General features: G+C 76.3%; 13 protein-coding genes. 4 read left to right on the top strand and 9 right to left on the bottom strand.

The genetic code is table 11. From position 1 onward, the window contains the following. A partial coding sequence (locus RM779_RS32830; RefSeq protein ID WP_311621452.1) for a peptidoglycan-binding domain-containing protein occupies window positions 1-323 on the top strand: 323 nt, incomplete at its 5' end. Window positions 324-333: 10 nt separating this feature from the next. On the opposite strand, the gene RM779_RS32825 is transcribed toward RM779_RS32830, so the two are convergent. The 6 genes from RM779_RS32825 to RM779_RS32800 all read right to left on the bottom strand — a co-directional run bounded on the left by RM779_RS32825 (window position 334) and on the right by RM779_RS32800 (window position 6990). Further along, window positions 334-1158, bottom strand: coding sequence for an ECF transporter S component (locus tag RM779_RS32825; RefSeq protein ID WP_311621451.1), 825 nt, complete (start codon window positions 1156-1158; stop codon window positions 334-336). Further along, on the bottom strand, window positions 1155-2804 hold the full coding sequence (locus RM779_RS32820; RefSeq protein WP_311621450.1) for an ABC transporter ATP-binding protein: 1650 nt from the start codon (window positions 2802-2804) through the stop codon (window positions 1155-1157). The genes RM779_RS32825 and RM779_RS32820 overlap by 4 nt, the downstream gene beginning before the upstream one ends. Continuing rightward, window positions 2801-3958, bottom strand: a complete 1158-nt coding sequence (locus tag RM779_RS32815; RefSeq protein ID WP_311621449.1) for a CbiQ family ECF transporter T component — start codon at window positions 3956-3958, stop codon at window positions 2801-2803. Before RM779_RS32815 ends, RM779_RS32820 begins: the two co-directional genes overlap by 4 nt. A 12-nt stretch (window positions 3959-3970) precedes the next feature. Next, on the bottom strand, window positions 3971-4675 hold the full coding sequence (locus tag RM779_RS32810) for an SCO2322 family protein (protein WP_311621448.1): 705 nt from the start codon (window positions 4673-4675) through the stop codon (window positions 3971-3973). Continuing rightward, window positions 4672-6087 carry a prenyltransferase/squalene oxidase repeat-containing protein gene (locus RM779_RS32805; protein ID WP_311621447.1) on the bottom strand — a complete coding sequence of 472 codons (1416 nt, stop codon included), beginning with the start codon at window positions 6085-6087 and terminating at the stop codon, window positions 4672-4674. The genes RM779_RS32810 and RM779_RS32805 overlap by 4 nt, the downstream gene beginning before the upstream one ends. A 276-nt stretch (window positions 6088-6363) precedes the next feature. Then, on the bottom strand, window positions 6364-6990 hold the full coding sequence (locus RM779_RS32800) for a TetR family transcriptional regulator (RefSeq protein WP_311621446.1): 627 nt from the start codon (window positions 6988-6990) through the stop codon (window positions 6364-6366). 164 nt (window positions 6991-7154) lie between these two features. Between RM779_RS32800 and RM779_RS32795 the strand changes: the two genes are divergently transcribed. The 3 genes from RM779_RS32795 to RM779_RS32785 are packed head-to-tail and all read left to right on the top strand — an operon-like array spanning window position 7155 to window position 10287. Then, entirely contained in the window at window positions 7155-8426 is a 1272-nt protein-coding gene (locus tag RM779_RS32795) for a glycosyltransferase family 4 protein (RefSeq protein WP_311621445.1), read from the top strand. A gap of 59 nt (window positions 8427-8485) precedes the next feature. Beyond that, a complete protein-coding gene (locus RM779_RS32790; protein ID WP_077061730.1) occupies window positions 8486-9211 on the top strand; it encodes a class I SAM-dependent methyltransferase in 726 nt (241 codons plus the stop codon). Next, window positions 9208-10287 (top strand): prenyltransferase/squalene oxidase repeat-containing protein, encoded by a 1080-nt coding sequence (locus RM779_RS32785; protein ID WP_311621444.1) that lies wholly within the window; start codon window positions 9208-9210, stop codon window positions 10285-10287. The genes RM779_RS32790 and RM779_RS32785 overlap by 4 nt, the downstream gene beginning before the upstream one ends. Before the next feature lie 91 nt (window positions 10288-10378). On the opposite strand, the gene RM779_RS32780 is transcribed toward RM779_RS32785, so the two are convergent. The 3 genes from RM779_RS32780 to RM779_RS32770 form a co-directional block, all read right to left on the bottom strand. After that, the gene (locus RM779_RS32780; RefSeq protein ID WP_311621443.1) at window positions 10379-11221 is read right to left on the bottom strand and encodes a DUF5336 domain-containing protein; all 843 of its coding nucleotides are present in this window, start codon (window positions 11219-11221) and stop codon (window positions 10379-10381) included. Between the two features lie 149 nt (window positions 11222-11370). Next, complete coding sequence (locus RM779_RS32775; RefSeq protein ID WP_311621442.1) at window positions 11371-12030, bottom strand: class I SAM-dependent methyltransferase; 660 nt, start codon at window positions 12028-12030, stop codon at window positions 11371-11373. A gap of 80 nt (window positions 12031-12110) precedes the next feature. After that, a complete protein-coding gene (locus tag RM779_RS32770; protein WP_311621441.1) occupies window positions 12111-13436 on the bottom strand; it encodes a hypothetical protein in 1326 nt (441 codons plus the stop codon). Between the last annotated feature and the right edge of the window lie 16 nt (window positions 13437-13452).

Here is a 13452-nt window from a genome sequence, read left to right as displayed (position 1 = left end):
CCCCCACCCCCACCGACGAGCCGGAGCCCACCGGCCCCCCGGCCACGCCGGACCCCACGCACACCCCCACGACCCCGCCGCCGCAGGAGGAGGTGGACCCGGTACTCGACGCGGGCGACGAAGGCCCCGAGGTCGCCGAGCTCCAGCTGCGGCTGCGCCAGCTCAACTGGGTCTACAACGGCGAGGCCCACGGCCGTTACGACGAGGAGACCAGGGCCGCCGTCGCCCGCTTCCAGTCGGCCTACGGCGTGCAGGGCGACCCGGAGGGCGTCTACGGCCCCCACACCCGGCAGGCGCTGGAGCAGCACTCCACCGCCCCCTGACGCGCCGCCCTCACTCGAAGCGGACCGGCTCCTCGAACGCCGCCCGCCGCGTGGCCCGGCGCAGCGCCCGCAGCACGCTCCCGCCGCAGACCAGGATCAGCACCACGGTCAGCAGCGCGCGCGGCACGTCCCAGCCCAGCGACGTCGTCGCCACGTAGGCCGCGTAACGGGCCAGGTTGTCCGGCAGCGGATCGCCCGGCACGAAGGAGATCCCGCTGCTCATGCCCGCCAGGTACGGCCAGCCCTGAAGGTTCATCACCAGCCCGTAGGCCAGCGACGACACCGCGCCGTACGCGGCCAGCAGCGCCAGCTCGCCCCGGCCGCGGAGGCTGTGCGGGCCCGGCAGCAGCCCGGCGCCCATCGTCAGCCAGCCCATCGACAGCATCTGGAACGGCATCCACGGGCCGACGCCGCCGGTCAGCAGCGCCGAGGCGAACATCGACACCGCGCCGAGCACGAAGCCGAAGCCGGGGCCGAGCACCCGGCCGGACAGGACCATGAGGAAGAACATCGGCTGGAGCCCGGCGGTGCCCGCGCCCAGCGGGCGCAGCGCGGCCCCGGCCGCGGCCAGCACCCCCAGCATCGCCACGGCCTTCGCGTCGAGACCGGTGTCGGCGATGGTGGCGACCGCGACGGCCAGCAGCAGCGGCAGCATCAGCGCGAACAGCCAGGGCGCGTCGCCGGAGTGCGCGAGCCCCGAGCCCGAATCGGCCAGCAGCGGCCAGCCGAACGCCGCCACCCCGGCCGCGGACACCAGCGCCAGCGCGGCGGCAGACCGCGGCCCGAGCCGCACCGCCGCGGGCCGCCGCACCGGCCGTTCCTGCGGCCCGTTCATGCCGCGCCCCCGCGCCCGTTCAGCGCGGCCCGCACCTGGGGCACGGTCAGCCACGGCTGCGGCGCGAGCACCTTGGCCACCTGCGGCGCGAAGGCGGGGGAGGCGACCACCACCTCCGCGGTGGGGCCGTCCGCGACGACCTCGCCGTCCGCGAGCACCACCGTGCGGTGGGCCAGCTCGGCGGCCAGCTCCACATCGTGCGTGGCGAGCACCACGCAGTGCCCGCGGCCGGCCAGTGCGCGCAGCACGTCCACCAGGCGCGCCTTGGCGGCGTAGTCCAGGCCGCGCGTCGGCTCGTCGAGCAGCAGCACCGGCGGCGCCGCGGCCAGCACCACGGCGAGCGCGAGCACCAGCCGCTGCCCCTCGGACAGGTCCCTGGGATGAACGGCGTCCCGCACCTCGGGCAGCAGCCGCGTCACCAGCGCGCGGCAGGTGCCGGGCGCGGCCCCCGCGTCGTCGTCGGCCGCCGCGCACTCCGCGGCGACGGTCTCCGCGAACAGCAGGTCCCGCGGGTCCTGCGGCACGAGCCCGGCGTGCCGCAGCAGCCGCCCCGGCGCGGCGCGGTGCGGAACGACCGGCGCCGCGCCGCCGTCCGCCCCGGCCAGCTCGACGGAGCCGGCGGCCGGCGGGTGCATGCCGACGAGCGTGCGCAGCAGCGTGGACTTGCCCGCGCCGTTCCGGCCCATCAGGGCCACCGTCTCGCCGGGGCGCACCGACAGGTCCACGCCGCGCAGCACTTCGGCGCGCCCCCGGCGCACGGCCAGACGCCGGACGGTGAGCAGCGGCGCCTGACGCGCGGGCGCGGGCGCGGACGGCGGCGTGTGCGCCGCCAGTTCGTCCCGCAGGCCAGCGGCCCGGCGGCGGGCGTCCCGGACGGACAGCGGCAGCGGGTCCCAGCCGGCCAGCCTGCCCAGCGCGACGACCGGCGGGTGGACGGGGGAGCGGGCCATGACGGCGGCGGGCTCGCCCAGCACGGGCGCGGCGCCGGGCGCGGGGAGCAGCAGGATGCGGTCGGCGTGGTGCACGACGCGTTCCAGGCGGTGCTCGGCCATCAGCACGGTGGTGCCCAGGTCGTGCACAAGACGCTGGAGCACCGCGAGTACCTCCTCGGCCGCCGCCGGGTCCAGGGCGGAGGTGGGCTCGTCCAGGACCAGCACGCGCGGGTGCGTGGTGAGGACGGAGCCGATGGCGACGCGCTGCTGCTGCCCGCCGGACAGCGTCGCGATGGGCCGGTCGCGCAGGTCGGCGAGACCGAGCAGGTCGAGGGTCTCCTCGACGCGGCGCCGCATCGTGTCCCGGGGCAGGCCGAGCGACTCCATGCCGTAGGCGAGTTCGTCCTCGACGGTGTCGGTGACGAAGTGGGCCAGCGGGTCCTGGCCGACCGTTCCGACGACGTCGGCCAGATCACGCGGCCGGCTGTGCCGGGTGTCGCGCCCGGCGACGGTGACCCGGCCGCGCAGCGTGCCGCCGGTGAAGTGCGGAACGAGGCCGGAGACCGTGCCGAGCAGGGTCGACTTGCCGACCCCGGAAGGGCCGACGACCAGGCACAGCTCCCCCTCGGGCACGGTCAGGTCCACCGGTCCGAGTACCGGGTCGGCGCCGTCTCCGTCCCCATGGACGACGGAGACCTGGGTGAAACGGATCATGCGGGGGCCTCCTTGGCGGCCGGCGCGGCCGGGCGTCCGGCCGGGCGCGGGGCGGGGCGGGGGGCGACGACGGCGGGCAGCAGCCCGAGCAGCACGGCCGCCGCCGCGCCCGGCGGGAAGGCGGGGGCGGTCAGCGGCACGGCCGGGGGGTTCAGCGCCAAGGGGTCCGCGGCCGAGGCCAGCCCGACGAGGACGGCGACGGCCGCGCCCGCGCCGGCCACCAGCCAGGCCCTGGCCCCGAACCGGTCAGGACGGTAGCGGGAGCGCGCGCTGCGCCGCCCGCCGAGCAGCAGCCCGCCGAACGCCGCCAGCAGCCCGGCGGCCAGCAGCGGCAGGCCGAGCCCGGCGCCCTCCGCGGCCAGCAGCCCGTAGGACCCGGCGCACACGCCGAGCAGCCCGCCCAGCGTCAGCGCGGTGGTCGTGCGCCGCACGGCGCGCGGCACCTCGGCCGTGCGCCCGTAGCCGCGGGCGTCCATGGCCGCGGCGAGCGCCACCGAACGTTCCAGTGCGCCTTCGAGCACCGGGCGCGCCACCCCGAGGAGGGCGCGCACGCCTCGGTCGCGCCGCCCGCGCAGCCGCCTGGCGTCCCGCAACCGCAGCAGGTCGGCCACCAGTTGGGGCGCGAACGTCATGGCCACCACCACCGCGACGCCCGCCTCGTACAGCGCGCCGGGCAGGGACTTCAGCAGGCGGGCCGGGTTCGCCAGGGCGTTGGCCGCGCCCAGGCAGATCAGGAGCGTCGCGAGCCGCAGCCCGTCGCAGGCCGCGAACATCACCGCCTCGGCGGTGACCCGGCCGCCGAGCCGCACGCTCTCCAGCCAGCCGGGCAGCGGCACCTCGGGCAGCGTGAACAGCAGCCGCGTGCCGCCGATCGGTGAGCCCAGCAGGACCGCGAACAGCACCCGCAGCACGACCACGAACGCGCCGAGCAGCAGGAAGAAGCGGAACGCGTGCGCCCACGGCGCGTCGGTGCGGCGCGCGGCCACGACGTAGCCGGCGACCGTGACGAGCAGCGCGAGCAGCAGCGGGTTCGTGGTGCGCGAGGCGGCGGCGGCCAGGCCGAGCGCCCACAGCCACCACGCGCCGGCGTGCAGCGCGTTGCCGCGCGTCGCCTGCGGCGCCGCCAGGCGCGCCAGTGGGCCGGGTGCGGGCATCACCGCGCGCGGTCAGGCACGGCGCCGCCGCGCCCGCAGGAGCGCGGCCGTGCCGAGCGCGGCCACCACCCCGACGCCCGCGAGCACCGCGACGCCCGAGCCGCCGCCGTCGTCGTCCGCGTCCCCTGCCTGCGCCTCGTCGCCCGCCTCGTCGTCCGCGCTGTCGCCCGCGCCGTCGGATATCTCGTCGGCGCAGCCGCGGGCCGGATAGCCCGCGATCGCGCACAGCAGGGCGTTCGCGTCGTAGCGCAGCGGCTCGGCGACCGCCGCCAGCGCCTCGGCGGCGGTGCCGCCGTCCGGCAGCGGCGCGCACTCGGCGCGCCGCTCCGGCGGCGCGGTGCCGCCGGGCGCGTCCCTGGCGGTGCCGAAGTCCAGGACCAGCGCGACCCGTTCGCCGTCGCCGCCGTCCCCAGGGCCGCAGGCGGCCGCGAAGTCACCCGCGCCGCGTGGCGCCGAGGCGTCCGCGGTGCCGGTGCTCTCGGCGAACCTGAACCCCAGCACGTCGCCGTCGCCCGGCCGCAGGGTCCCGGGGCCCTGCACGGCGTAGGACCACCGTTCCTCCGTGCTGTCCCACGTCCAGAACGACCAGTACCGGTACCGGTCGTCGTCCGCCGCCGCGGGCGCCGCGCCCGCGGGCACGAGCAGCCCGCCGAGCGCGGCGGAACCGAAGAGGAGCAGGGCCGCCCGCGCGCGGCGGCGCGGGGCGCCGCGGCTCATGCGCGGCCGGCCTTCGCGCGGGAGCGCCACAGCACGAGCGTCACGCCGATGAGGGCCCCGAAGGCCAGTCCGATGCCGATGACCCACAGCGCCGAGAGGCCGCCGTCGCCGTCGTCCGCGGCGTCGCCGCCGCCCTCGCCCGGCGCCTCGTGCGGGTCGGGGCCCAGCTCGTTCAGCCGCGCCATGAGGTCCGTGCCGCCGAACTCCTCGGGGGACACGCCCCCGGCGTGCGCGGCCATCACCAGCGTGCCGACCGCGGTCGGGCTGGCCGCGAAGTCCGGCCACTCGCCGTGGTGTTCGACGAGCCAGCTCAGCGCGCCCGACGCCGCGTCGCCATGCCCGGCGGCGGCCAGGGCGACGACGGCGCGCGCGGTGGCCAGGTAGTCGGGCTGCTCCTCGCCGCCCGCCGGGGTCGAGGTCAGGTGGTCGCCGCCCGCGTCCAGCGTCCCGGCCAGGTAGGCGGCGCCGGCCGTCGCCGACTCCTCGTTCTCCGGCCGCGGGAGCGTGGCGTCCGAGGGCTCGCCCGCCGCGCCCGCGGTGTCCTCGGTGCCCGCGGTGTCCTCCGGGTCCTCGCCGCCTTCCTCGCCTTCCTCGCCCTCTCCGCCCTCTCCGCCGCCGGCCTCGCAGTCCAGCGGGGCGACCGGTGTCTCGGGCACGTCCGGGTCCACCAGCAGGCCGCGGCCGTACGAGGCGAGCACCGCGTCCACCGTGGCCAGGTCGCTGGCGTACAGATCGCCGCTCTCCTGGTCGGGCTGCCAGGCGAACGCGCCGCGCTGGTCGTCCATCGGGGCGTCGCAGCCGAGCTGGAACGCGGCGAGCGCGTCATAGGGCGAGCTGTCCGCACGCCGCACCTCGCCAGGATCGCGGCCCGCGGCGGCGAACGCGCCGATCACCAGCGCGGTGGAGTTGGCGTCCGAGGCGCCGCCCGGGTTGTAGCTCCACCCGCCGTCCTCGTTCTGCACGCCGGTCAGCCAGCTCAGCCCCGCGTCCGCCGCGTCCTCGTGGCCGTCGAGCGCGGTCAGCGCCTGCACGGCGAGCGCGGTGGCGTTGGTGTCGGCGGCGGTCACGTCCGCGCAGGGCTGCCCAGGGTCGGCCCGGTAGGACAGGAACGCGCCGTCGTCGCACTGCTGGCCGAGCAGCCAGTCGACGGCCTGCCCGGCCGGGGTGTAGCCCGCGGTGTCCTGCGCGAGCAGCGCGACGGACTGCCGCCACACCCCGTCGTACTGCGGGTCGGCCTCGCCGAACAGGCCGTCGTCCGGCAGCGCGGGCGACTCCGCCCGCGCCGCCTCCGCGGCCGGCCCCAGAGCCCCGAGCACGACGGCCGCGCCGGTCAGCACGGCTGCGCCGCGGCGCGGTGGGCGCGGATGGTCCCGGTGCCGGCGGGCCCGGCGCGGGTGCTGAAGGAGGGACACGCGGATGCCTTTCGCTGAACCGGTCCGCCGGCACGGCTGACCACCACGGCGCGGCATGCGCTGCGTGGCACCGGGCTCAGCGCCGTACTCCTCGACGGTGCCGGCTCCCCCGCGGGGGAGCCGAGGGCCAGTGCGTGCCGCGGGCAGGCGTTCCGGCTCACGGGGGGCCCAAGCGACCGCCCCCCGCTCACGGTTGCGGGTCAGCGCCGGGTTTGCACCGGCTTCTCCCGCTCACGGCATGACTGAAAAAGCCATACTAGCGGCGCCGCCGGGGCCCTAAGGCGGCGGGGACGGCGCTCCGGCCACCAGCCGGCAGGCGGTTTCGACGTCCGTGTGCGCCTCGGTGAGGGAGATGTTTCCGGACAGCCAGTACAGCAGCGTCGCGTGCCAGGTGTGCCGGATGACGCGGATGGCGCTGACGTGCGCCGCCGCCTGGGTCTCCGACAGGCCGGAGGCGTCCACCAGCAGCTCCGTCGTGAGCCGGAACACCGCGCCGACCTCGTCGCGGGCCGAGGCGTCGGCGAACTGGAGCGCCCGCATCATCGCCTCGGCCAGCCGCGGTTCGCGGCGGTGGGAACGGAAGGCCCGCTTGAGGGTGTGCACCAGCCGTTCGGCCGGGTCGCGTTCGGTCAGCGGGCGTTCGCTCAGCGTCGCGTGCAGCTGTCCCAACTGGTCCTGGAGCACGGCGAGCAGCAGGTGGATCTTGGAGGGGAAGTAGCGGTACAGCGTGCCGAGCGCCACTTCGGCGGACTCCGCGACCTCCCGCATCTGCACGGCGTCGAAGCCGCCCGCCGCCGCGAGCCGGGTCGTGGCGTCCAGAATCCGCCGCCTGCGGGCCCGTTGCCGCTCGGTCCTGGCCGGGGCTGCGTGCGCGGGGGCGTCGGGCCGGGGGTGGAGGGTCATGGGGGGCCGCTTTCGAAGCCGGACTCTGAAACGTGTTGCAGTTTACTCACGGAGGGACCGTGGTGATAATCACCTGACTCGGGGCATTCCTGCCGGGGAGGGCCGCGTTATGGTCATACCCGCGGTCATACCCGCGAGTAGGCGCAGCAGCAGAGGGGGCGCGTGTGGCAGCTGACGCCGGCGAGGATCGCCCGCTGCGGGTGGCACTGCTCAGCTACAAGGGAAACCCGTTCTGCGGCGGTCAGGGCGTCTACGTCCGCCACCTCTCCCGCGAACTGGCCCGCCTCGGTCACCGTGTCGAGGTGATCGGCGCCCAGCCCTACCCCGTGCTCGACGAGGGCGTCCCCCTCACCGAGCTGCCCAGCCTCGACCTCTACCGCGAGCCCGACCCGTTCCGCACCCCCGCCCGCGGGGAGTACCGGGACTGGATCGACGTGCTCGAAGTCGCCACCATGTGGACCGGCGGCTTCCCCGAGCCGCTCACGTTCTCGCTGCGCGCCCGCCGTGAACTCGCCGCCCGCCGTGACGCCTTCGACATCGTGCACGACAACCAGACCCTCGGCTACGGCCTGCTCGGCGTTCCCCGACTCGGCCTGCCGCTCGTCACCACCGTGCACCACCCGGTCACCGTCGACCGCCGCGTCGAACTCGCCGCCGCCGGCACCCGCAAGCGCCGCTGGTCGGTGCGCCGCTGGTACGGCTTCACGCGCATGCAGAAACGCGTCGCCCGCCGCCTGCCGACCGTACTCACGGTCTCCGGCGCCTCCCGCCGCGAAATCATCGAGGACTTCGCGGTCCCGCCCGGCCGCGTCCACGTCGTCCCCATCGGCGCCGACACCCGCGTCTTCCACCCCGATCCGGCCGTGCCCCGCGTTCCCGGCCGGATCGTGACCACCTCCAGCGCCGACGTTCCCCTCAAGGGCCTGATCCACCTCGTCGAGGCCCTGGCCAAGGTCCGCACCGAACACCCGGGCGCCCACCTCGTCGTCGTCGGCACCAGGCCCGCCGCCGGGCCGGTCGCGGACGCGCTGGAACGGTTCGGGCTGCGCGGCGCCGTCGAGTTCGTCAAGGGCATCAGCGACGCCGACCTGGCCGATCTCGTCCGCGGCGCCCAGGTCGCCTGCGTTCCCTCCCTCTACGAGGGCTTCTGCCTGCCCGCCGCCGAGGCCATGGCCGCGGGCACCGCGCTGGTCGCCACCACCGGCGGCGCCATCCCCGAAGTCGCGGGACCCGACGGCGAAACCTGCCTGGCCGTCCCGCCGGGTGACGCCGGGGCGCTCGCCGGCGCCCTCGGCCGCCTGCTCGCCGACGACGCGCTGCGCACCCGCATCGCCGCCGCCGGCCGCGCCCGCGTACTGGCCCGCTTCACCTGGGAACAGGCCGCCCGCGCCACCGCGGACCACTACCGCGCCGCCCTGGCCGCCCGCCGCGGCTGACGGCCGGGCCCCGCACGTGGCGCACATACCGCACGGCACGAACGAAGGAGCTGACCCGCGTGCTCACCGTGGACTTCACCCGCTTCCCCCTCGCCCCGGGGGACCGCGTCCTCGATCTGGGCTGCGGCGCGGGACGGCACGCCTTCGAGTGCTACCGGCGCGGCGCCCGCGTCGTCGCCCTGGACCGCGACCGCGACGAGGTCCGCACCACCGCCGGCTGGCTCGCCGCCATGCGCGAGGCGGGCGAGGCCCCGGCCGGCTCAGCCGCCGCGGCCGTCGAGGGCGACGCCCTCGCCCTGCCGTTCCCCGACCACACCTTCGACGCCCTGATCGTCTCCGAGGTCATGGAGCACATACCCGACGACAAGGGGCTGCTCGCCGAGGCCGTCCGCGTGCTGCGCCCCGGCGGGCGCATCGCCGTCACCGTGCCACGCCACGGCCCGGAACGCGTCTGCTGGGCCCTGTCCGACGCCTACCACGAGGTCGAGGGCGGCCATATCCGCATCTACCGCGCCGACCAGCTCCTCGGCCGGCTGCGCGAGGCCGGCCTGCGCCCCTACGGCAGCCACCACGCGCACGCGCTCCACGCCCCCTACTGGTGGCTCAAATGCGCGCTCGGCGTCGACAACGACACCGCCTGGCCCGTTCGCGCCTACCACAAGCTGCTCGTCTGGGACCTCATGAAACGGCCGCTCGCCACCCGCGCCGCGGAGAGCGCCCTCAACCCGCTGCTCGGCAAGAGCTTCGTCGCCTACGCCACCAAGCCCCGCACGGCCTCGGCGTGACCAGCCCGGAACGCACCGGGCGCCTCGCCCTGCCCGGCGTCCTCACCGCGACCGAGGCCGCCGCCACCGCCGCGGGCATCGCCGCCGTCCAGCGCCCCGACGGCGCCATCCCCTGGTACCGCGGCCACCACCTCGACACCTGGGACCACGTCGAGGCCGCCATGGCCCTGGACACCGCGGGCGAGCACGAACGCGCCGCCGCCGCCTACGACTGGCTCGCCCGCCACCAGAACCCCGACGGCTCCTGGTACGCGGCCTACGCCGACGGCGACGCCGCACGCCCCACCGACCTGGCGAAGGAGAGCAACTTCTGCGCCTACCCGGCCGTCGGCGTGCTCCACCACTACCTCACCACCCGCGACGAGCCCTTCCGCCGCCGCATGTGGCCCGTCGTCCACGCCGCCACCGAATTCGTGCTCGCCCTCCAGCAGGACGGCGGCCAGCTCGGCTGGCGCCGCGACCCGGACGGCAGCGCCGTGTCCGAGGCCCTCCTCACCGGCTCCGCCTCCGGCTACCACGCCCTGCGCTGCGCCCTCGCGCTCGCCGCACTGGACGGCGCCCACCGGCCCGACTGGGAGCTGGCGGCCGGCCGCCTCGGGCACGCCGTGCGCGGCCACCCGGAGCGGTTCCTCGACAAGTCCCGCTACTCCATGGACTGGTACTACCCGGTACTGGCCGGCGCGGTGCGCGGCTCGGCCGCGGCCAAGCGGCTGGCCCGGCACTGGGACGACTTCGTCGTCCCCGGGCTCGGCGTCCGCTGTGTCCTGGACAACCCCTGGGTCACCGGCGGCGAGACCGCGGAACTCGCCCTCGCCCTGTGGACAGCCGGCCAGCCCGCCCGCGCCGTCGGCGTGCTGCGTTCGATGAGCCACCTGCGCGACGGCGACGGCATGTACTGGACCGGCTACGTCTACCCGGACGACGCGCTCTGGCCCGCCGAACTGACGACCTGGACCGCGGGCGCCGTGCTCCTCGCCGTGGCCGCCCTCACCGGCGACGAGGCCACCCGCGCCGTCTTCGGCGGCGAGCGGCTGCCCCGCGGCCTCGCCCCCGACTGCTGCCGCGCGGGCACCTGAGCCGGTAACCCGGGCCGGGAACAGCCAGAACGGCCACGGCCCGGCCCCGCAGCCTGAGCTGCCGGACCGGGCCGCGAGCCGGAAGACGGAATCAGCCGCGCTGAATCCCCGCGGTGTCCTGGAGCACGCCGCGGCGCCCGTCCTGGGTCTGCGCCACCAGGGCCTGGCCCCGCTGCTCGACCGCCAGGTACCAGGTGCCGGGCGCCAGCTCGGCCACCGGAGTCGGCGAACCGTCCTCGCCGTACAGCGGGCGCGCGGCGGGCACCGCGAACCAGAACGGCTGGAAGTTCGGGTCCGCGCCGCCCTGCGCCGCGGGCACGGCCTGCGTCGGCTGGTGCGACATGCCCGGCTGGCCAGGACCCGGCTGACCCGGCTGACCCGGCTGCCCGGGCTGGCCGGGCTGGCCCGGCTGACCGCCGTACGAGGGCTGGCCGCCACCGGGGTAGCCGTAGCCCGGCTGACCGCCGTACGGCTGCTGCGCCGCGGGGGGCTTCGGGCCGCCGGTCAGCGGCAGCTGGAGCGCGGGGATCATCGGCGTCGCCGCGGCGGCACCCGCGAGCAGCAGCGCGGCGAAGAAGCCGAGGATCAGCCCGATGCCGGCGTCGTAGCCCTCCGGGCCACCGATGAACGTCCAGAGCGCGGCCCAGACGGACGTGACCGACAGCGCGATGCCCCACTGGTTCAGCTTCAGCCCGAGGAACTCGCGGTCCGGCTGGGGCAGGAACTTCGAGCCGACGATGAGACCGGCGCCGATGACCCCAGCGAGGAACATGGAGGGCAGCACCGGAAAAAAGGTGGAATCCCAGCCGTTGAAGCTCTCGCTGCCGTAGTCACCGGCGTCGATCTTGCGGATGTCGAGGAAAGAGAAGATGAAGAGCAGGACCGCTGCTCCGATCACTGCTGCATCGCCTCGGGAGAGCGAGCGGTTGTTCACGTCAGATCCTTCGTCGTTCTCGTCGTCATGGTCTGGTCAGACACCGGAAGGCCCCATCGTACGGATGGCGGCCCGGCCGGTCCCCGTGGGTGGGCGTACTGTTTCCCACGCGACACGCTTGTGATGTCACCGTGACCTGTGAGCACCGGTCAGCCATCCGCGGCGTCGGCCGCCGTCCGTCTCAGGACGCGCAGCGACCGGCACGCGGACACCTCGGCGAACCGCCCGGACGACACCGCGCGTCGCCAGATACGGTACGGCGCCTGCCCGCCGTCGGCCGGGTCGGGGAACACGTCGTGGATGACCAGCAGCCCGCCCGCGGCCAGCCGCGGCACCCAGCTCTCGTAGTCCGCACGCGCGTGGGTGTCGGTGTGGCCGCCGTCGATGAAGACCAGCGCGAAGCGCCCGCCGCCGCCCCCGCCGAGTGCCGCCGCGGCCTGCGGCGACCCCCCGACGACAGCGACGACGTACTCCTCAAGACCCGCGTCCGCCAGCGTTCGCCGGAAGTGCGGCAGCGTGTCCATGCGGCCGGGGGCGCTCGGGTCGGCCAGCTCGGGGTCGTGGAACTCCTGCCCCGGCTGCTGCTCCTCGCTGCCGCGGTGGTGGTCCACCGTGACCGCGACGGTGCCCGCCCGGCGGGCGGCGTCGGCGAGCAGCAGTGTCGAACGGCCGCAGTAGCTGCCGATCTCCAGCAGGGGCAGGCGCAGCGCGGCGGCGGCCTCGGCCGCCGCCGCGTGCAGCGCACGGCCCTCGTCCGCCGGCATGAAGCCCTTCGCGGCCTCGAAGGCGGCGAAGACGTCCTCGCCCATTCGTCCCCCTGTGGTCCCCTGGGTCACTCCATGCTGCACCATACGTTCGAACGCGGCGCGGCGGGGTCGGCCGCCACGGGTCAGCCGGGCTTGGCCAGCGGCGCCTGCTGAAGCGGAACGGGCTTGGCCACCGCGACCGGTGGCGGCACGGGCGGCGCCACCGCACCCGCCTCCCGCACCTTGTCCCGCACCTTGTCCCGCGGCTCGTCCCGCACCTCGTCCCGCGGCTCCTGCGGCGTCTCCGGTCCCGGCGACGCGTCCCGTTCTGGCGGCGCGGCCCGTTCCGGCGGCGTCTCCGGTTCCGGCGCCGCGTCCCGTTCCGGCAGATCGGGCATTTCGGGCATCTCGCCGGTCCCGGCCGGCGGTTCCTGCGCGGTGGGCTCCGGCGTTCCGGCCGGCTGGCCCGGCTCCGCGGGCGGCAGCACGGGCACGTCGATCCTGGCCAGGCCGCACGGCGTGTGCTCCGCCGCGTACGGCAGCAGCAGCTGCCCGTCCACCGTCCAAAGCCCCGACCCGGCCAGCCACCCGTCCGGCACGCCCAAGTGCTGGAGCTCACGCTGCTGCGGGCGCCACACCGCGACCCAGTCCGCCACGTTCGTCGTCATCCGCAGCGCCACCGCGCACTTCTCCGGCAGCAGCACCTGGCCCGGCTGCATCGCGAACGGCGTCACCCGCACCCCCTCCGGGTGCAGCGCCTCGGGGAAGCGCACCGGCCGGTGGCTGCCCAGCACCCCCCACCCGATGCGCTCCGTGCCGGGCGCGTCGGAGGACACCAGCAGCAGCCCGCTGTCCGGATCGGCGAGCAGCAGCCGGTCGTTGCTGTCCTCGGCGATGCGCAGCAGCTCGGACGGCTCGCCGCCGTGCTCCACGTCGACGGTCACCGTGCGCGTGCAACCGGCGTCGTCGGTGCGGTCCAGCGCGAGCAGCCGCCCCTCCTGGTCCAGCCACGCGCCGCCCGCGCACTGCCCCGCGAGCACCGTCACCAGCTCGGGCCCGAACGCCCCGCCGCACACCAGCCACAGCGCCGTCGCGTCCTCGCGGGGCGCGAGCGCGTACACCCGGCTCCCGCCGGGGGGCGGCGGCAGCAGCGTCAGCCGTTCGCACTCGACGGCGCCCAGGGACAGTTCACCGGTGTCTGGCGTGGAGGGGTAGAGCAGGGTGAAGTGGTAACGGCCGTCCGCGCGGCGGGCGATGAGGACCCGCCCGTCGGCGAGCGGCTGGAGCGGGGTGTCCGCCTCCTCCGGCTGCGCGCCGGGCAGCCGCACCGCATAGGGCTCGGGGCCGTCCAGCGTCCAGCGCTCCGGGCACCATCCGCCGTCGCCGTAGCCGGCGATCAGCCGGGCCGCGTAGGCACCTCCGGCCGCGATCGTCAGCGGCACGGGCAGTAACGCCGGTCGGGCCGTCATATGTCGCTCACCTCCA

The sequence above is a fragment of the Streptomyces johnsoniae genome (assembly GCF_031845565.1).
Taxonomy (GTDB): Bacteria; Actinomycetota; Actinomycetes; order Streptomycetales; family Streptomycetaceae; genus Streptomyces; species Streptomyces johnsoniae.
The sequence above is the reverse complement of the archived record's forward strand: the minus strand, read 5'-3'. Positions and strand labels throughout refer to the sequence as shown.

What these genes read in the sequence shown, in the direction of transcription:
- RM779_RS32825 (WP_311621451.1), bottom strand. Translation starts at nt 1,158, where the DNA reads ATGAACGGGCCGCAGGAACGGCCGGTGCGGCGGCCCGCGGCGGTGCGG.
- RM779_RS32820 (WP_311621450.1), bottom strand. Translation starts at nt 2,804, where the DNA reads ATGATCCGTTTCACCCAGGTCTCCGTCGTCCATGGGGACGGAGACGGC.
- RM779_RS32815 (WP_311621449.1), bottom strand. Translation starts at nt 3,958, where the DNA reads ATGCCCGCACCCGGCCCACTGGCGCGCCTGGCGGCGCCGCAGGCGACG.
- RM779_RS32810 (WP_311621448.1), bottom strand. Translation starts at nt 4,675, where the DNA reads ATGAGCCGCGGCGCCCCGCGCCGCCGCGCGCGGGCGGCCCTGCTCCTC.
- RM779_RS32800 (WP_311621446.1), bottom strand. Translation starts at nt 6,990, where the DNA reads ATGACCCTCCACCCCCGGCCCGACGCCCCCGCGCACGCAGCCCCGGCC.
- RM779_RS32775 (WP_311621442.1), bottom strand. Translation starts at nt 12,030, where the DNA reads ATGGGCGAGGACGTCTTCGCCGCCTTCGAGGCCGCGAAGGGCTTCATG.
- RM779_RS32770 (WP_311621441.1), bottom strand. Translation starts at nt 13,436, where the DNA reads ATGACGGCCCGACCGGCGTTACTGCCCGTGCCGCTGACGATCGCGGCC.